Origin of the sequence: Parasediminibacterium schistidii, from assembly GCF_046546515.1 — a bacterium.
Classification (GTDB): Bacteria; Bacteroidota; Bacteroidia; order Chitinophagales; family Chitinophagaceae; genus Parasediminibacterium.
Window position 1 is genome coordinate 1 of the sequence record NZ_JBKHKJ010000037.1, and the last position, 19,309, is coordinate 19,309.

The 19,309-nt window shown below is 40.7% G+C and carries 12 protein-coding genes; 5 read left to right on the plus strand and 7 right to left on the minus strand.

The window, feature by feature from the left end; translation table 11 throughout:
* Nucleotides 1–289: 289 nt before the first annotated feature.
* Together ACHFIY_RS16970 and ACHFIY_RS16975 are read left to right on the plus strand one after the other, a co-directional pair.
* Entirely contained in the window at nt 290–724 is a 435-nt protein-coding gene (locus ACHFIY_RS16970) for an Xre family toxin-antitoxin system antitoxin (protein WP_410847312.1), read from the plus strand.
* Nucleotides 725–726: 2 nt separating this feature from the next.
* Nucleotides 727–1,179, plus strand: a complete 453-nt coding sequence (locus ACHFIY_RS16975; protein ID WP_410847313.1) for an RES family NAD+ phosphorylase — start codon at nt 727–729, stop codon at nt 1,177–1,179.
* A gap of 43 nt (nt 1,180–1,222) precedes the next feature.
* On the opposite strand, the gene thrC is transcribed toward ACHFIY_RS16975, so the two are convergent.
* The 3 genes from thrC to thrA all read right to left on the minus strand — a co-directional run bounded on the left by thrC (nt 1,223) and on the right by thrA (nt 6,097).
* Nucleotides 1,223–2,542 carry a threonine synthase gene (thrC, locus tag ACHFIY_RS16980; protein ID WP_410847314.1) on the minus strand — a complete coding sequence of 440 codons (1,320 nt, stop codon included), beginning with the start codon at nt 2,540–2,542 and terminating at the stop codon, nt 1,223–1,225.
* Nucleotides 2,543–2,601: 59 nt separating this feature from the next.
* Nucleotides 2,602–3,567, minus strand: a complete 966-nt coding sequence (locus ACHFIY_RS16985) for a homoserine kinase (protein WP_410847315.1) — start codon at nt 3,565–3,567, stop codon at nt 2,602–2,604.
* Between the two features lie 73 nt (nt 3,568–3,640).
* Nucleotides 3,641–6,097: a bifunctional aspartate kinase/homoserine dehydrogenase I gene (gene thrA / locus ACHFIY_RS16990; RefSeq protein ID WP_410847316.1), complete on the minus strand. Its 2,457-nt coding sequence runs from the start codon at nt 6,095–6,097 to the stop codon at nt 3,641–3,643.
* Nucleotides 6,098–7,623: 1,526 nt separating this feature from the next.
* Between thrA and purE the strand changes: the two genes are divergently transcribed.
* From purE to ACHFIY_RS17005, 3 genes are all read left to right on the plus strand, one after another.
* The gene (gene purE, locus ACHFIY_RS16995; RefSeq protein WP_410847317.1) at nt 7,624–8,139 is read left to right on the plus strand and encodes a 5-(carboxyamino)imidazole ribonucleotide mutase; all 516 of its coding nucleotides are present in this window, start codon (nt 7,624–7,626) and stop codon (nt 8,137–8,139) included.
* Nucleotides 8,117–10,714 carry a ligase-associated DNA damage response DEXH box helicase gene (locus tag ACHFIY_RS17000; protein WP_410847318.1) on the plus strand — a complete coding sequence of 866 codons (2,598 nt, stop codon included), beginning with the start codon at nt 8,117–8,119 and terminating at the stop codon, nt 10,712–10,714. The genes purE and ACHFIY_RS17000 overlap by 23 nt, the downstream gene beginning before the upstream one ends.
* A 256-nt stretch (nt 10,715–10,970) precedes the next feature.
* A complete protein-coding gene (locus ACHFIY_RS17005; RefSeq protein ID WP_410847319.1) occupies nt 10,971–11,807 on the plus strand; it encodes an oxidoreductase in 837 nt (278 codons plus the stop codon).
* A gap of 76 nt (nt 11,808–11,883) precedes the next feature.
* On the opposite strand, the gene ACHFIY_RS17010 is transcribed toward ACHFIY_RS17005, so the two are convergent.
* From ACHFIY_RS17010 to ACHFIY_RS17025, 4 genes are all read right to left on the minus strand, one after another.
* Nucleotides 11,884–12,561, minus strand: a complete 678-nt coding sequence (locus ACHFIY_RS17010) for an ABC transporter ATP-binding protein (protein ID WP_410847320.1) — start codon at nt 12,559–12,561, stop codon at nt 11,884–11,886.
* 195 nt (nt 12,562–12,756) lie between these two features.
* Nucleotides 12,757–13,998, minus strand: a complete 1,242-nt coding sequence (locus ACHFIY_RS17015) for an ABC transporter permease (protein ID WP_410847321.1) — start codon at nt 13,996–13,998, stop codon at nt 12,757–12,759.
* A gap of 57 nt (nt 13,999–14,055) precedes the next feature.
* The gene (locus ACHFIY_RS17020; protein ID WP_410847322.1) at nt 14,056–15,144 is read right to left on the minus strand and encodes an efflux RND transporter periplasmic adaptor subunit; all 1,089 of its coding nucleotides are present in this window, start codon (nt 15,142–15,144) and stop codon (nt 14,056–14,058) included.
* Between the two features lie 149 nt (nt 15,145–15,293).
* Entirely contained in the window at nt 15,294–16,670 is a 1,377-nt protein-coding gene (locus tag ACHFIY_RS17025) for a TolC family protein (RefSeq protein WP_410847323.1), read from the minus strand.
* Nucleotides 16,671–19,309: the final 2,639 nt, after the last annotated feature.

Below are 19,309 nucleotides of genomic sequence, written 5' to 3' on the forward strand. Positions count from 1 at the left end.
GTAACTGCCTTTTAATGAGGAGATTTGAAATTATCATGGCAAAATTACAGGCTGTTTTTGTGCAGTTTTTTTTACTGAAATATCTTTGGGTAAAGGTTTTTAGCGAAAATAGGGTTATTGAGATAGCAGATTTTTTTTATAATTTGCTGACAGATTGACAAATAGGAAGTGTATCGGAGTATAGTTAGTGATTATGGGTGGATTAAGAGAAAAAAAGCAAAAAGAGTAAAACTGCTTTTTATAAAAGGTAAAAATGCCTATATTTGTATAGCATTAAAACATTAATAAAATGCTTAAAACAAATAAAGGCATCAACAGCATTGCTTTAGAAGATGTTCCACGCCATATTAGCGATGGTGAAATTTTACATTCCCTTTATAGCACCGATATTAACTGGAAGCATGTAAATGCCATAAAAACCTTGACTGATTTTAACGATGATATTATTTCCAACTGGTTGAACATTAGTGTTAAAACATTTAGGGAGTATAAAAAACCGCAAAGCATATTCAAGGAAAATGTAAAGGAACAGGTACTCTTATTGCTTTCTTTAATGAAACATGGCGAATATATATTTGGCTCTATGAAAGCATTTGAACAATGGCTGAACCAAGAAAATTTTTATTTTGACAAGAAAAGCCCTGTTAATTTTTTGAATACAATTACAGGGATTAAATTTATTGATGACAGGCTAACTGCAATGGAATACGGCGACAATGTTTAACAATGGAAGTATTTAGGATTGCAAGCGAAGCATATTCGAGAACCTTGTCTTGTGCAGGGACTGCTAACAGGTGGAACTTAAAAGGCCAAAATGTTTTGTACACTGCAGCATCCAGGTCGTTGGCTTCGCTGGAATTAATCGTGCATAAAGGTGCTGTAAAACCTGCATTGCTGTATAAAGTAATGGTAATTTCAATTGCTGACGATGATTACTTGACTAAACAAATCCAAATAAAAGATTTGCCAATTAATTGGCGTTCATTTGCTGCCTATTCAGTTTTACAGAATATTGGGGCAGATTGGTACAATAAACAAGATTCATTGATTTTGAAAGTCCCCTCAGCTATTATCCTTAATGAATACAACTACATGATTAATACCGAGCATCCAGACTTTTCTAGCAAGGTGAGCTTTGTAAGGACAGAAGATTACTTTTGGGATTCAAGGCTTATGTAAAAAGATGTTTTTCAACATAAAACTAAAACATCCCACCTTTTTATTACCTATTCATCAGCCATTCTTTCAAATTTTCAAAATTAGCTTCCATCAGGATGCTTTGCTTTTGCTGATGCAATAAATATTGTACCTGCTCAGGTACTTCCACTACTTTTCCGGTTGCTTGCTCTACTGTATCTGGGAATTTTACTGGGTGTGCTGTTTCCAGTATGATACCTTTATCCAACAAAGCATTTTTGTCAAGAGACTGCTGTTGATTGCTCAAATATTGCTCCAAAGCATAATAAGCCACCGCACCATGCGGGTCGAGGGTGTAATTGTGCTTTTCGTACACACTTTTGATGGTTTCTGCTGTTATTTTGTCAGATATGCTTACGCTACTGAACATATTTTTCAGCGAGTTGAATTCTTGATGGAACAGTTCCAAAATCCGTATAAAATTGCTCGGGTTGCCAACGTCCATCGCATTTGAAATAGTTGCTATGGCTGGCTTTGGTGTGTATTGGCCAGTCTGCATGTATTCAGGAACAATATCATTTGCATTGCAGGCTGCGAGGAAATGTTTTACGGGTAAACCAGAGATATTGGCTATTACACCCGCGCAAATATTGCCAAAATTGCCGCTGGGAACGCAGATTACTGGCGGTTCGTCATGCTGCCATTGCTGATAGGCCAAAAAGTAATACAACTGCTGCGGCAACCAACGTGCTACATTGATAGAATTGGCTGAAGTAAGCGATAATTTCTTGATTAAATCTGCATCTACAAATACTTGTTTTACCATTGCCTGGCAATCGTCAAACGTGCCGTTTACTTCAATGGCTTTGATGTTCTGACCTAAAGTGGTTAGTTGCAATTCTTGTATATGACTCACTTTACCCGACGGATAAAGGATAACTACATCAATACCATCCACTCCCAAAAAACCATTTGCTACAGCACCGCCAGTATCGCCAGAAGTAGCGACAAGCACCGTAGTATGATGATATGCGTGGCGGTTAAAATATCCTAAGCAACGGCTCATAAACCTTGCACCTACATCTTTAAAAGCAAGCGTTGGGCCATGAAACAATTCAAGGGAAGATATATTGTCCGTAATCTTTACCAGTGGAAAATCAAAATTGATGGTTTCGTTTACAATATGTTGCAACACATCATCGGGTAGGCTTTCGCCTATATATGGCTTCATTACTTCAAAGCCAACTTCTTCTTTGGTGTATTGCTTAATGTTTTTAATAAACGTTTTTGGCAATTGTGGCACTTTCTCAGGAAAGTACAAGCCCTTGTCCGGTGCCTGACCACGCAAAGCAGCTTCTGCAAAGCTTACTTTGGGTGAATTATGATTGAGACTATAATATTGCATTGATTACTTTTATTTGAAGTACTAAACACTTCAATTCAAAACTTAAAATTCAAAATAATCTAAACTATCCTTACCCCTTCCTGATTAATCGTCGTCAGATGTGTTTGGTAATCCAGTCCTATCCTTTCATAAATGGTTTTCATTTCATTTTCAACAGCTTTAGCTGTGGCTTCGTCTTTGCTCAACATAAAAATAGAAGGGCCGCTACCGCTGATACCACCACCCAATGCACCAACTTCTTTGCATTTGGTTTTTACATCATTGAAACCGGGGATTAAAATGCTGCGCACAGGCTCTATAATTACATCTTCTAAGCTGCGGCCAATCAAATCGTAATCGTGCTGTATCAAGCCCGCAACAAGACCTGCAATATTGCCCCATTGCTTGATGGCATCTTTCAGCAATACTTTTTGCTTGAGTATCTGCCGGGCATCAGATGTTTTTACTTCTATCTGCGGATGCACTACCGTTACATACAGTGGTGGTGCATCAATGGCAATAATATCTAAAGGGAAAATAGAACGTATCAACGTTACGCCGCCATAAATAGCGGGTGCAATATTATCAGCATGCTTCACTCCACTGGCTACTTTTTCGCCAAACATGGCAAAACGTACCAAATCTTCCTTGCTAAAACGGTTACCTAGCAAATGATTGGCTGCTACTACTGGTCCTGCTGCGCTGGCGGCACTACTGCCGATGCCACTTCCTGGTTTAATGTGCTTTTTGCTGATGAGCGTAAAACCTTTTACGTCGGGGCATTCTTCCAACATAGCGAGCAAAGCTGCACCTGACACATTCTTTTCTGGGTCTGTAGGCAGGTTAAAATCATCTTGGTTAATGATGGTAATACCTGGCTCGTCACTTAATGAAATAGTGAGTTCATCATTAGGCCCATTTAAAGCGAAGCCTAAAATATCGAATCCACAAACCACATTGGCAACGGTAGCTGGGGAAAGCACCGAAACTGAAGTCTTCCCCCCATCCCCACTTAATGGGGATAAATATTTTTTTAAAAGGTTCATGCAGTTTATTTTAAAATAAGTTCAAACCTTATCACCAATCCTTTATTATTTTTTAGTCATCCTGGACCAAATCCTACGAAACTACCACCCGCATAATATCCGCAAACACGCCACTCGCCGTAACATCAGCGCCGGCACCAGCGCCTTTTATCACCATCGGTTGTTCCAGGTAGCGTTCTGTGTAGAACAAAACCAAGTTGTCTTTGCCGTATAAATGGTAAAAATCGCTATGACTTGGGATATGTTGTAAACCAACGGCTGCTTTTTGATTCTCAAATTGGGCTACAAATTTCAGCTTGCAATTTTCTTTTGCGGCCGCATCATACAAAGCTTTGAAATGGGCTTCGTGCTTTTCCATTTCATTGTAAAAATCTTCTACGCTGCCTTCAAAACAAGAGGCTGGCAGGAATTGGGTGTTTTTGATGTCTTCCATTTCCATCTCCTCGCCTATTTCACGGGCAAGTATCATGATTTTGCGCATTACGTCTGTACCACCCAAATCTAACCTTGGATCTGGTTCAGTATATCCTTCTTTTTGCGCCTGACGTACTACTGATGCAAAGGATGCTGTACCATCATAGTTGTTGAATACAAAATTCAACGTGCCAGATAATACCGCTTGTATTTTATTGATCCAATCGCCACTTTTAATTAAATCGTTCAATGTACCGATTACGGGCAATGCTGCACCCACATTGGTTTCAAACAAATAAGGTGTGTTATATTCTTTAGATAAAGATTTCAAGTAGCGGTAATTGCTATAAGGCGATGAGGCCGCAATTTTATTGCAAGCAACAATGGCAATGCTTTTAGATAATACTTTATCGTACACACTGGCCACTTCCGCATTGGCAGTAACATCTACAAAAACACTATTGCGCAAGTTTTTGTCAACAATTGTTTGAACGAAACCTTCTAAATCCATTGCTTGGCTTTCCTGCAAGGCAGCTTTCCAGTTGCTAAGGTCTATCTCGTTGCCATTTTCTGCAAACAGCATTTTCTTGCTGGTAGCAATACCTGTAATCCTTGCCTGCAAATTATGGTGCAATAACAAATAGGCTTGTTGCTTTTTTATTTGCTCTATCAGCTTTCCCCCTACATTGCCTGCGCCGCAGATAAACAAGTTCAATTGTTTGTAAGCTGCTTCAAAAAATGCTTCATGCAATACGTTTACCGCTTTTTTCACATCTGCAAAAGCAACCACGGCAGAAATATTCCTTTCGGAAGAGCCTTGTGCAATGGCACGGATGTTTACACCGTTGCGCCCTAATGCACTGAACATTTTTCCAGCAATGCCTGGATGGCTTCGCATTTTATCGCCAACCAACGCAATGATGGACAATTCTGCTTCTACTTTTAATGGGTCAACTTTTTTATTTAATAATTCTATTTCAAAAGCTGCATCTACAGCGGCTTTTGCTTTTTCTGCATCAGCAATGTTCACGGCTACGCAAATGGAATGTTCTGATGAACTTTGGGTAATTAAAATAACGTTTACCTGTACCGAAGCCAAAGCTTCAAACAATCTTTTGGAGAAACCGGGTATGCCAACCATACCACTACCTTCCAAGCTTAACAAAGCAATATGGTTGATGCTAGAGATACCAGTGATAATACCCCCCTCAGAAACAGAAGCGCCAGATATATGCTCGATAATAGTACCTGCTTCTTCCGGTAAAAAGGTGTTCTTTATCCAAATAGGGATGTTTTTGTCCATCGCTGGTTGGATGGTTGGCGGGTAAATGACTTTTGCCCCAAAATGCGACAATTCCATTGCTTCACGGTAAGAAGTGTTAGGGATAGTCCGGGCATTGGCTACCCAACGAGGGTCTGCCGTCATCATGCCTGTCACATCTGTCCAAATTTCTACCGCTTCTGCATTTACGGCAGCAGCATAGATTGATGCTGTGTAATCGCTACCGCCACGGCCAAGCGTGGTGGTAAAGCCACGGCTGTCGCTCGCTATAAAACCAGGTGCGATAAACAATTGGGAAGCAGAAGCTGCCAGTATTTGCTGGATATTTTCTGTCGTTTTTACAAAGTCCACTGCTGCAAAACCAAAATTGCTGTTGGTGGTGATGGCTTTGCGGCTATCGATCCATTCAATTTGTAATCCGGAAGAGTGTATAAAAAAGGAAATGATTTTTGAAGAAAGCAATTCGCCAAAGCTTACGATGCGGTCCTTGGTACGTTCAGACAATTCGCCTAAACGGAAAACACCTTCGCAAACATCTTCCAATTCATTGAAATGTTGTTTGATGCTGCTGATGCAAGCACTTTGGTTATTGATAGGCAACAATTCCTGTGCGGTTTCAATATGCCTTTTTTCCAGGCTTAGCAGGGTTTCCTTATATTCTTCGTTGGCATTGGCTGCATTTGTAGCCATGGCAATCAGGGCATCTGTAACGCCACCCAATGCCGAAACCACCACAATGGCGTTTGCATATTTGGGTTGGGCAACTATATTGGCAACTTTCTTTATATTCTCTGCATTGGCTACGGACGAGCCACCAAATTTTAAAACCTTCATTAAAATGTATTTTGAAAAATGACGTAAAAAGGGATGTGCAAATGGGAAACTAATTCTTTGGGGAAGTATAACAGCTTTAGGCCCATGGGATAATATGACAATTTGCAACCCCTAAAGGGTTGTAGTAGTAATTGTAGTTGTAGTGGCAATAACAGGAGTTACCGCACTATAGAAAAATGATATTTGTTGCTGTTTTCTCATCTAAACGCCGCTAAGGTAACAGAATATGTGATAATGATTAATTTTTTCTGCTAAGAAAGTTTTGGTTAACATATGATTTGCAATTATGTGTGGTTGCATAAAAGTCTCCCGATAAGCAACTGATGTTTAGCTAGAAACAACTTTGTTAGCACAAAGAGCGGAGTAACCACCCCGGCTGATGGCCTTCCCTTCCGAGAGATACCGTGTACACACATCTTATTAAGGTAAACGTTCCCCCCAAGCATATAAACCTCACCCCAGCCTCCTCGCCAAAGGCGAGGAGGCGCCAAAGGTTGACCAAATGCAAGAGATTTTATGATAAATTTTTCTTGCAGCTATCTATTTTAGTTAGATCAAAGGGCTAAAAAGATGTGTATATACTCTAGCTCAAAGAGGGAAATTATGAAGCGTTTCACTTTAAGGACACAAAGAATAGTGCAAAAAGGCTAATAAAATGAAAAAATCCTTATTCGGAGAGGGGGAAGGTTATTTTGAAAATATTACTAATCCTTGGTTATTTCTGCAAATCCTTGTGGTTATTGTGTTTAAACCTTTTTTTTATAATATGTGTCCGCAAAGTAACTCCTCAGGGTTTAGGGTGTGGGTCTTGCAAAATTAACCATTTTAGCTTTTTATTGTTAATAATAATAAAAGATAAAGATTTGAAATATACCTCCTTTAGGGGTAGAGGGGGTGCATAAAAGGTTTTCGCTTTTTTAGTGAAAAAACACCGTAGTACCATCCTGCCCGCCACTTATCCCAAAAGCCGGAACAAACACCCCACGGGCAAGAAGAGGGGATGCAAAACGAGAACATTTATACAATTTCTACACTATTACTTTTTCTGGGGTTTTTATTAAAATAGTTTCAGTTTTGGCAATTTTCGGTATTTTTTCCTATTTGCGATTTTTTGAAAAATCGTTCCCATGCTTTTAAATCATTGATTATCAACAATAACGGCAAAATTTTATGCTTATTTTGTGCCTATTTTGTGCCTATTTTTTGAGTAATTTGTGCATATTTTTTGCGTATTTTATGCTCATTTTGTGCGTACTTTCTGCGTACTTTATTGCTATAAAAACAAGGCAAATTTTTTAGGCTAAAACTATCTTAATATTAGTAAAAAAATAACTTTGATGCAAGTGCTAGTTTATAGCTTTTAAAATGCATTTAATATAAGTTTTTTAGCCAGTGCATTTCTAGCACAAAGATAAGGTTTTTAAAGATTTGGGAATATCGCCACAAAGCGAAAAACTTTTATGCACCTGGTAGAGGGAAGCCTTTTCAAAATCATTGTATATATTGCACACCAAATCCAACAAAGCATGGGAAAAGCACAGGTGGGCATAGTAATGGGCAGCGATAGCGACTTGCCGGTAATGCAGGCAGCAGCAGATATTTTGCAGCAGTTCAATATTTCAATAGAACTAACCATTGTTTCTGCGCACCGCACACCCCTGCGGATGATAGAGTATGCCGCCACGGCACAGGAAAGGGGGCTAAAAGTAATTATTGCAGGGGCAGGTGGGGCAGCGCATTTGCCGGGGATGATTGCCAGTATTACCATACTACCTGTTATTGGTGTTCCTATCAAGTCAAGCAATTCTATTGATGGCTGGGACAGTATTTTAAGCATCCTGCAAATGCCCAATGGCGTACCTGTAGCAACAGTGGCTTTGAACGCCGCAAAAAACGCTGGCATATTGGCTGCGCAAATTATGGGCTTGTATAACAAGGAAACAAGTGCCGCCTTGCACGTTTACAAAACCTTGATGCAAGAAGAAGTGCTGGACAAAGTAGAAACCCTAAAAGGAAAATTTGCAAACTACTACGACAAATAATGCCGTCCCTTTGCTGCAAGCAACAAAGGGCTACGCTATTGTGCAGCAATGGCTTGCAAGCAAAGGGTTAAAACCATTTACTTTTCAGGAGGAAGCCTGGCAACATATTATCAATGGGCAGAGCGGCTTGGTAAATGCACCTACTGGATGCGGCAAAACCTACGCTGTTTTCTTAGGTAGCATTATTCAATTTATCAATACATACCCCGATAACTATCAAACTCAAAAAAGCAACGGCTTGCAGTTGTTGTGGGTTACACCCCTCCGTGCTTTGGCAAAAGACATTGGCAGGGCCATGGAAGAAGTAATTGCTGGCCTGGGCCTACAATGGAAAGTGGGCATCCGCAATGGCGATACCAGTACCACAGACAGGCAAAAGCAAAAAAAGAACATCCCCGAAGTATTAATTATAACTCCAGAAAGCCTGCACCTGTTACTAGCACAAAAAGGCTACCCCGAAATATTTAAAACGGTAAAAACAATTGCTGTTGACGAATGGCACGAGCTTATTGGCAGCAAACGAGGGGTGCAAGTGGAACTGGCGATAAGTAGGATAGTTTCTTTGTGTACCGTTGACCGTTCACCGTTGACCGACACTCCTTTACTGACGACTGACGACTTACCACTGACGACTATTTGGGGTATCTCCGCCACCATTGGCAATCTTGAAGAAGCTAAGGCGGTATTGCTGGCATCTCTGACTACTCACCACTCCCCGCTCACTACTTACGACTTACCACTTACGACTTACGACTGCGATAGCGTAATCGTCAAAGCCAATCTCGACAAAAAAATAGAAATCCACTCAATTATCCCCGATGAAATAGAAAAATATCCCTGGGCTGGGCATTTAGGTATAAAACTGGCAGAAAGCATTGTGCCTATTATTGAAAAAAGCAAGACAACACTTGTGTTTATCAATACCCGTGGTATGAGCGAGCGGTGGTACCAAACGCTTTTAGATATAGCACCACAGTTTGCTGGTGCCATTGCCCTGCACCACGGCAGCATGGAACAGGAACTAAGGCTATGGGTAGAAGACGCCTTGCATACGGGTACGTTAAAAGCGGTTGTTTGCACTGCAAGTCTAGACTTGGGTGTTGACTTCAGGCCTGTTGATACGGTGATACAGGTTGGCTCTCCCAAAGGGGTTTCCCGTTTCCTGCAAAGGGCAGGGAGAAGCGGCCACCAGCCGGGAGAAACAAGCAATATCTATTTCCTGCCCACGCACTCGCTGGAACTGGTAGAAGCCGCTGCCCTCAAAACAGCCATCAAGCATAATGAGATAGAAAGCAAGCAGCCATTAGTGCTTTGCTACGATGTGCTTACGCAATACCTCTGCACCCTTGCCGTAGGCGATGGCTTTATGCCAGATGCTATTTTCAAGGAAGTGAAAAACACTTTTTGCTTTAGCGAGATAACCAAGGAGGAGTTTGATGCCCTCATCAACCATATAACGGTGGGCGGCGTGGCGTTGCAGCAGTATGACGAATACAAGAAAGTAGAGATAGAAGAAAATGGGCTGCACATCATTAAAAGCCGCAGGATAGCCATGCGGCACCGGATGCACATTGGCACCATAGTAAGCGATGCCATGATGAAGGTAAAGCTAATGAGCGGCGGCTATATTGGCGTGATAGAAGAATGGTTTATCAGCCGATTGGAAACGGGCGACGTGTTTACCCTTGCTGGAAGGAACGTAGAACTGGTGTTGATAAAAGACATGACGGCTTTTGTAAAGAAATCAACCGCCAAAAAATCTATCGTGCCTAGCTGGATGGGAGGGAGGATGAGCCTTACCGCAAACCTAGGGCAAGTACTTAGGGAAACTTTCAGCGAAGCAGCAACTGGCAGCAGCCAATCTGTGGAGTTGAAGGCATTGCAGCCTTTGTTTGACTTGCAAGCCGAGCTGTCGCATATACCCAAGGTAAACGAACTACTGATAGAACAGATAGAAAGCAAAGACGGCTACCACCTGTTGGTGTACCCTTTTGAAGGAAGGCAGGTGCATGAAGCCATGAGTGCCTTGCTGGCCTACCGCATCAGCAAAACTACGCCCATCACTTTTTCCATTGCAATGAATGACTATGGCTTTGAGTTATTGAGCGACCAGCCCATACCCGTGGACGACAGTACTGTGCATGAGCTTTTTACCCTTGAAAACCTCTTGGCCGACATACAACGCAGCGTGAACAGCGTGGAAATGGCTGCCCGAAAGTTCAGGGACATAGCCGTGATTGGCGGCCTGATATTCCAAGGGATGCCTGGCGAGCAAAAGAAAGCAAGGCACTTGCAATCGTCTGCCTCATTGCTGTTTAAAGTATTCAGCGAATACGACCCAAACAACCTGCTGCTAAGGCAGGCCTACAACGAAGTACTTAGCCAGCAAATGGAGGAGCAACGGCTACGTGTGGCCATGCACCGCATTTTGCAAAGCACCATCATTATCCAATACCCACAAAAACTTACCCCCCTTAGCTTCCCCATTATTGCAGACGGCCTCAACCGCAACAACCTTTCTTCTGAGACACTGGAAAACAGGATAAAGAAAATGCAGCAGCAGTTGGCAGGGTAGGGGCGGCAGGGATATTTTTGTTGCTAAAAGTAACCGTACCCAAAAAAGCATATTTGTTGTGGTGAGTAGTAACTAATAAGGTGAAATAACAAAAGTAAATGGTGAGTTATGAATTATAAATCATGAGTGGTTTGGTGGAGAGGCATAATTTATTCCGCAACTAAAAAACCGCTCCAGTAAATAACTAAAAAATCATTGCCAAACCTGTTTATTTTTACACAAAAATTATTTTCTAACATATAAACAAAAACAAATAATGAGTAAAGTATGGTTTATAACAGGCTGCTCCACAGGTTTTGGAAAGGCACTAGCAACAGAAGTGTTGAAACAAGGGTACAATGCGGTAGTTAGTTCCCGCAAAAAAGAAGATGTGGAAGCACTTGTGGCTGCTTACCCAGAACAAGCAATCGCTTTGGCATTGGATGTAACCAAGCCTGCTGAGATTGCTGCTGGCGTAGCAGCGGCAGTGGAGCATTTTAGCAGGATAGATGTGTTGGTAAACAATGCGGGTATTGGCTATTTTGCAGCCATTGAAGAAAGCGAGGAAGCTGATGTGCGCCAAATGTTCGAGATCAATGTGTTTGGCCTTGCCCACATGACCAATGCAGTTCTACCTATAATGCGTAAGCAAAGGAGCGGGCATATTTTAAATATTGCATCCATTGGTGGGTTGGTTTCCTTCCCTGGCGTAGGTTTTTACAATGCCACCAAATATGCAGTGGATGGCTTGTCAGAATCATTGGCAAAGGAAGTGGCACATCTTGGCATTAAAGTTACCATCATTGCCCCTAGCGGCTTCCGCACAGACTGGGCTGGGCGTTCTGCAAAAAACAGCAGCATCGAAATTGCAGATTACGAGCCTTCTGCCCACCAAAACAAAAACACTATCCGTGGCTATAGTGGCAACCAAGCTGGCGACCCCGAGCGTGCTGCAAAAGCAATGGTAAAGGTTGTAGAAGCCGAAAAGCCGCCTTTACGTTTGTTGCTAGGCGTTGCCGCTTTGAAAAATGCCCGCAAAAAACTAGACGAATTAAAGGCCGATTTTGACGCATGGGCAGAAACAACCGAAGGAGCAGATTTTCCGGTTAAATAAGTCGTAAGTCATAAGTGTTAAGTCGTAAGTGTCAAGGAAAAAGAGAAAAAATAAATTTTCAACTTATCCCTTACGACTATTCGAGTATTCTCCCATCCTGCATTTCAATAATCCTATCGCAGTTCTTTGCAAAATCATCGTCGTGGGTAACGGCGATGATGGTTTGCTTGCGTTCCTTGGCTAGTTCCCGGAAAATATCGAAGACAATCTGGGTATTCTTGCTGTCGAGGTTGCCAGTGGGTTCATCACCCATAATCACGGCAGGGTCGTTTATCAAGGCACGGGCAATGGCCACACGCTGTTGCTGGCCGCCAGATAGCTTGTTGGCTTTTTTAAGTGCTTGGTCCTGCAAGCCCAATAAAGCAAGGTTTTGGTAGGCTTTTTCTTCTACTTCGGCTTTTGTTTTCTTGTTTAGTTTCAATGCAGGTATCATCACGTTTTCTAGTACTGAAAACTCTGGCAGCAAGTAATGGAACTGAAACACGAACCCGATATGCTCGTTGCGGAAGGCCGCTAGTTCATTTTGCGATTTATTTGTGAGCAGGGTATCCTTGATGGTAAGGTTGCCCTCATAAGCAGTATCCATGGTTGATAATACATAGAGAAGGGTTGACTTGCCGCTGCCCGACTTGCCTACCAATGCCAAAAATTCGCCTTGCTTTACCTCAAAGCTGATGCCCTTTAGTACTTGAAATTTTTCTGGCTCGTAAAAGTATTTGATGATATTCCCTGCTTTTAAAATGATGTTATCCATTTGTCTGAAGGTTGATTAACTTGATTTGAGTGATTGTGTATGATTTGATTGGAGCGGATGGCTTAACCGCAAAGGTTCGCAAAGCCATTAAACGCAGAGAAGGCGAAAGGGGGTGCAAACAAAAGGTAAAACGATCCGCTTAAAAGACGCAAAGTTTAGCGACTTACTCTCCTCGCTCAACTCCCGTTTTCAAATCTAACCCCTAATAATATCTACTGGGTCTATTTTTGAAGCTTTATGGGCAGGCAAATACCCAGCAATAAAAGTGGTAACCAGCCCAAACATGAAAGCCAAGGCATAGTTTTTAGGAATATATGCCATGGGCAATGTATGCAAGCCCGCAACTTCAAAAGGCACACGGTTTACTAGGCTGGAAACCAAATAGCCAAAGCCCATGCCTACCACGCCGCCAATTATGCCAATAATAATAGCTTGTGTAAGGAAAATCTGCGTTACATCTTTGCCAGAGAAACCCATGGCTTTCAAAATGGCTATTTCTTTTATTTTCTGGTTGATGGTCATGTTCATGATGTTGTAAATACCAAAACCTGCCACTAACAATATGGTCAATGAAACGGAAATGGCTATAATATCCCTGAGCTTGGAGCCAGCTTCTAGTTGCTGATTGGCCATCTGCCAGGATTCTACTTTGTAGGGAGTAAGCGGCTTTATCTTGTCAACCAATGGTTTTGTTTTGTTGAAATCTTGCACGTTTACCTGTATGTCGGTTACATAATCCTGATTTGCAGCCAGCAACTGCCTAGCTGCACCAATGGTAATATAGGCTTTACTTTTGTCTATGCTTGTTACATTGGTTTGGAAAATGCCGATGACTTTGTAATTTTTTGCAATGCCGTCCGCAGTGAGGAGGTTTAGGTTATCGCCTATTTTCAGGCTGAGGCTTTTGGCTAGGTCTTTCCCTGCAATGATACCGTCGGAGCGGTATTGCAATTCGTTCCAGTTGCCCGATACCATGTACTTGGAAATATTGAAAACCTTGTTTTCGTTCAGTACATCCACGCCTGATACCATGCCACTTACCTTGTTGCCAGCGTTTTTAAAAAACACATTGATGTTTACTTGCGTGGTAATGCTGGCAACATCGGGCTGCGATTGAACAGAGGAAAGCAAAGCGGTAGCATTTTTAATCCCATCGGTGTATTTGATAATTTTTGCGTCCCGCAAGTTGACTAAGCTATTGGGGAATACCTTTTTTGCAATATTGGTATTGTCGGCGGGGCCATCATTGTAAATGCGCATATGGGAGAGGGCACTAAAAGCAAGGTCGCTCTGGGCATTGTTTACGCCTGTCATAAACCCTGTCATGAATACATACATGCTGATGCCAAAAGTTACCCCAAGCATCGCCACAACGGTTTGCTTTACGTTTGAGGTAAGGTGTATCTGGGAAATACGGTTATTAATGGAAGTAAGCATAGGATAAAATGTGAGTGGTGAGTTGTGAATTGTGAGTGATTGTTGCTGTGGTTTCTACTATTGTTTTTTGGATTCTTCCAATATCTCGTCACCATTAAGCCCTTGTGTTACTTCTATCCATTCCAAGGTTTTAATGCCGGTTTTAATGCCTATTTTACGATGGCTATTCATTAGCATCACAGAATCGCCATCGAATAAGTAAGGGGTAGGTATCACAAGCGCATCCTTCTTTTCAGCCACAATCAAGTTTGCTTGTAATTGCGTGCCATACTTTAAGTTGGCAGGTTTTTCAGCAAAGGTGGCTTCTACAATAAACGACTGGCTACTTTCATCAAAAGAAGAGTATATCTTGGAAATAGAGGCGTTGTAAACATGGTTTTTGTCTGTGTTGAGTGAAATGAGTACTTGCTGGTGCAATTGCACCCTTTGTATATCGTCCTCCGCTACAAATAGCCTTGCAATCATTTTGCCAGTACCTAGGTCTGCAACAACTTCTCCTTTCTTTACCAAGTCACCATTTTTCTTAAAAATGTTCAATATCAATCCATTAGATGCACTAACTAAAGTATAAAAGCTATTGTTTTGTTGCTGTATTTGGTATTGAGCTTTTGCATTCTTTTCATTAATAGACAAACTGCGTTTTACATCTGCCAACGATTTTTCCAATTGGGTAATAGTGGATATGTCATTTTTATAATCCAGCAATACCTTGTCGTAATCTACCTTGGCTACTGCATTTATTTTGATTAGTTTTTGATAGCGGGCATAGTTTACAGAGTCTATCTGCTTCTTCTGATGGGCTTGGCTTATTTGTTCCTCCATTTGCTGTATTTGTGGTGCCCTCACGGCCAATTTGTCTTGTGCATAGGTATAGTTGTCTAGGGCATTCTGTACTTGTGTTTGCTGTATGTCGTTCACTAGCTTGAATAGAGGCTGCCCTTTTTTTACGGAATCGCCTTCCGATACTAGCGAGGCGTTCAAATAGCCTTCCGCAAAGGCAGTAACCTTGTACTCATCGGCACTCACCGCTTTGCCACTTGCAAAAACTGCATCTACAATATCTTTCCTAAAGGGTTTTTGAGCTTGTTTGGACTTACATGATTGTGATAATGTTATAATGATAAATAAGTAAATAATATATTTCATTTTAATTGGTTATAAATACTAAATAAAACACTTTAAAACATTCATTATCAATTGTATTACTATCTAATACAAATAAAGAAATTTTCAATTTAACTTCCCGAAAGTTGAAAACTTTTGGGAAGTTGTTGCAACTATTAAGTTTAAATTACTTACTCGTTTCTCGAAATTATAGCTGCTTTCACATACAACATACTTGACAAATAGGAGAGGTAGCTATTTTCTGCATTCAAATAGTCTTGAAATGTTTTCAAATAACCATCAAGACTTATTAAGCCTTCCCTGTATTTCTGCAAAGATAAATCCAAGTTTTTGCCATATAGCCGGAACGTGTTTTTTGCATTGGCGGCCATGGAACGATAGCTTTCGTAGTTGCTTACTAAAAGCGAGTCGTTGATATTGCTTTGCTGAATTGCGGCTTTGCTGTCTTCCTCGCTAATAAGCTGCTGCACTAGGCTGCTTTTCAGCTTGTTGCTATTTGCAAAGCCAGTAAACAACGGCCAGTTGAAATTTAGCCCAATATACTGATAACCCGACCATGCCCCATTGCTAAACTGTAGCCCAAAATTGTCCTGGAACTGCTGATAGCCAAAATAGCCTGTTAAGGACAGGTTGGGGTAGGTGGCCGCTTTCTGTGCCTTGCTTTGCAGTTTGCTGATGGCAAGGCTAGAAAGGTAGGGGAGAAGGGTTTTATCAGTACCAATATTAATAGCTAACACACTGTTTTCTATCAATGTTTCAGCATCCATGTTCAATACCTCTCCAAATATAAAATAAGTATTTACAGCAAGCCCAGACAGGGTTTTGATGTTGGCCAACGACTGCTTGTACAACTGCTGGCTTTGGTAGGTGTTTTGCTTTACATTGTTGGCATTTATCAATGACTGGTTCACCGCAAGCGAGTCAATCAGCCCTTCTTTAAACTTCTGCAGGGTTATATCGCTAATGCTGTCTGCCAACAACAAGTCTTTTTGGGCAATGCTTAGTGAAGCCTTGGCCACCATAAGCGAATAATAATTCTGGGTGGCTTGTGTTTTCAAGTTTTGCACAAAAGCATCTTGCTGCAAGCTGTTTAGGTTTATGTTCTCTTGTGCAATCTTGGCTTGTAGCCGCTCTTGCCAATTGAAAATACCTTTGGTTACAGTAAGCCCGGTATTGTAGGTGTAGTGTTTGCCAAACTGCAGATAATAGGTTTTGCCGGGGTCGCGGAAAATTTCCCCTGGCACGGGGGTTACTGCCAGTTTCAAATTGTCTTGCCCATTGAAACCAATGCCTGCTTGAGGGTATAAATAGTTATTGGCGGCTTTGTAATTGTACGTTAAAAGGTCTTTTTTCAGGTTATAGGCTTCATGGGTACTGTTGTTTTGGATAGCTACCTGCCACAGGTGGGCAAGGTTGGTGATGGTGATGGTGTCTTTGCCTTGCTGCGCGAATAAGTGCGTGCAAAAAAGAAAAAAGAACCCGCTAAAGAAAAAGGGCTTTAGCTGATGCTTAGATTGTGTTACAATGAATTTAGCGGCTTTATACATAGTGTATTCACCAAATTAATAGGGTTATGCAAACTTAGGTTAGATATTTAGATATATTGATACAATATGAAAATTGTAGCCTTGGGCTAATTCTTTTTTTGAGGTGCTGGTGCGTGCCAACCTAGCATTGCCTGCAACCTTTATGGGGTAAATCTCAAACTTTTATTATCCCTTTTTAGGGGGATTGCCCACTTGTTTTGGCTGGCTTTTGGCAACCTGAATTTATTTTTTAAGTGTTCTTGCATCATAACTCATTGAAATACAGTGCTTTTATGTTTTTTAAGATGAGTGATTTGTGAGTGAAATGTGCGTGTTTTTTGAGTGAAATGTGCGTGATTTGTGAGTGAAAAGTGAGTGAAAAGTGAGTGAAAGTGAGTGATTTTTCGTGTTTTTTTGAGTGCGATGTAGGTCATAAAAATGGGTTATTTTTTATTTTTCGGTGGTTTATTTTTTTTTCTATTTTCCTTTTTTTGCCTGTAACTCATTGAAATTCAGTTTTTTATGTTTTTTTTAGCCTCATTTTTTATTATAATTTATGTGAATTTTATGATGATTTATTGATAATGGAATGATAGTTTTATGATAGGAAAATGATAGTTTATTGATAAGAAACTGAAAAGATTTTGATGGTGGATTATCATTTTCCTAAGTCAGCTACCATCATATGCGGAGGCAAGGCCAAGATGCCTAGTTCCTCCTTTAACCTAGATTTTGCAGTTGAAATCTATTGCAACCCCCAACTATTTCAAAGATCACGGCAAACGCATCAAAATTTATTCTATGCCTAATTGCCTTTTTATACTAAAATACCTCTTTTCAGTCCTTTTGCCTTATACCCTGCGGGCTTCGTCCAGGCACTTGTCTTTATTGAATTTGAACCTTTCATATCGAAGTCAACTGCAAAATAGGGGTTGAACCAACGAAAACAAGAGCCATATATTACAAAGTTGGGATTGATTTGGGAGCTGTGCAAAATAAAAATCCTATATGGGGGAAATATGCCACCATGAGTGTCCCAAAATGCCCCCATGATGGGGGAAAATCTGAATCACAAATAGAGATATATACTCAATAGCACCTAAAAAAAGAAGTAGCCTACCTGGCAGGTAGGCTGTTTAGAATAGGCTTTGAAGGCTTAGTACAGTTTTAAGCGGAGGTTTAACCACAAAGCACACAAAGTTTTTCGCAAAGAAACACAAAGAAAGCTCCCTTTTTAGGTAAAACGTTTCACTTAAAGGACACAAAGAATGGTGCGGCTAGACCACTAAACAGTAAATGTACTTGTGCATAAGTAGCTGAATACTGTATGAAAAATGCCTCTTGATTCTGAACAGCCTACCTGACAGGTCTTGCAGTTAACGTTAATTTGCCATTTTTTTAAGAAAATGTTGTATAATTTTTCTGTATAGGCAGCATTTGTTGAATATACGGTATCCAATGTTTAAACTCGGTATTTCGAGAACCAAGTATGCGGACTTAATTAAGTTAATTCTATTTGTTTTAAAGACCTCACACCCCAACCCCTATCCGAAGGAGCTACTGTGCGGACACATGGTTTAAAAAATAAATTTAACCACAAGGAACACAAGGATTTACACAAAGAACAGAAGGGGATTTAGCAAATTGCTTCCTAAAAATGATAAAACGTTCCAATTGCCCCCAACCCCCTAATGGGGGCAAAGAAAGGAGAGAAGGGCAAAAAATAGGGGCAAAGAAAAGACAAGGGATATGCGAACAACCTGTTTTTTTGCAAAAAAAACTCATTGTATAGTGAGGAGACCACCCCGGCCTACGGCCACCCCTCAAGAGGGGAATTGTGTCTGAACGGTAGCTCCGAAGGAGCGGGGCAAGAACCAAGCCCTCTTAGAATTATATTAAGATAATCAGGGCTTATTACTTATTGTGTAAATATTACATAAAAGGTTCAATATTATATATGGTTTAGTTTAAATGTGTGTAATCTGTTGTTTAAAAGTATTTTTTTTAGTTTTTAGGTTGAAAAATGCAAATAATGCTGCTGTAAAACTAAAAAATCATCATTTTACAACTGCATTATTAAATCATTAATTTCGCTTTTTTGCTTCCACATAGTTTGCCATTTGAAATTTTAAAGGTATTTTGCCTTTTTTAAGCGTTTAAATGGATTACTATGAATAAATTAACTGCCTATTATTTTTTGCCCAATGCCATGCTTTACAGCCTTGGGCAAGACTTCATTGCCCATTCTGCCCAATATGCTTCAGGTATTTTAAGAGGGCAGGGTCAATGAAAAGGGTATCGGTGTTGTTTTGAATATATTCCGCTTTACAACGTTTTTAAATAACTTCCCTCATTCAGACCTGCCAGGTTTTTGAAACCTGGCAGGTAGGCTGTTCAGAATAGGCTTTAAAGACTTCGTACAGTTTTAAGCGAAGGTTTAACCACAAAGCACACAAAGTTTTTCGCAAAGAAACACAAAGGATGCTCTCTTTTAGGTAAAACGTTTCACTTAAAGGGCACAAAGAACGGTGCAGTTTGACTACTTAATAGTAAATTTACTCATGCGTAAGTAGCTAAAAATTGTACTAAAAAGCACCCTTGATTCTGAACAGCCTACCTGGCAGGTTTTGCAAGCGGCAGCTCCGAAAACGGGGGAATTA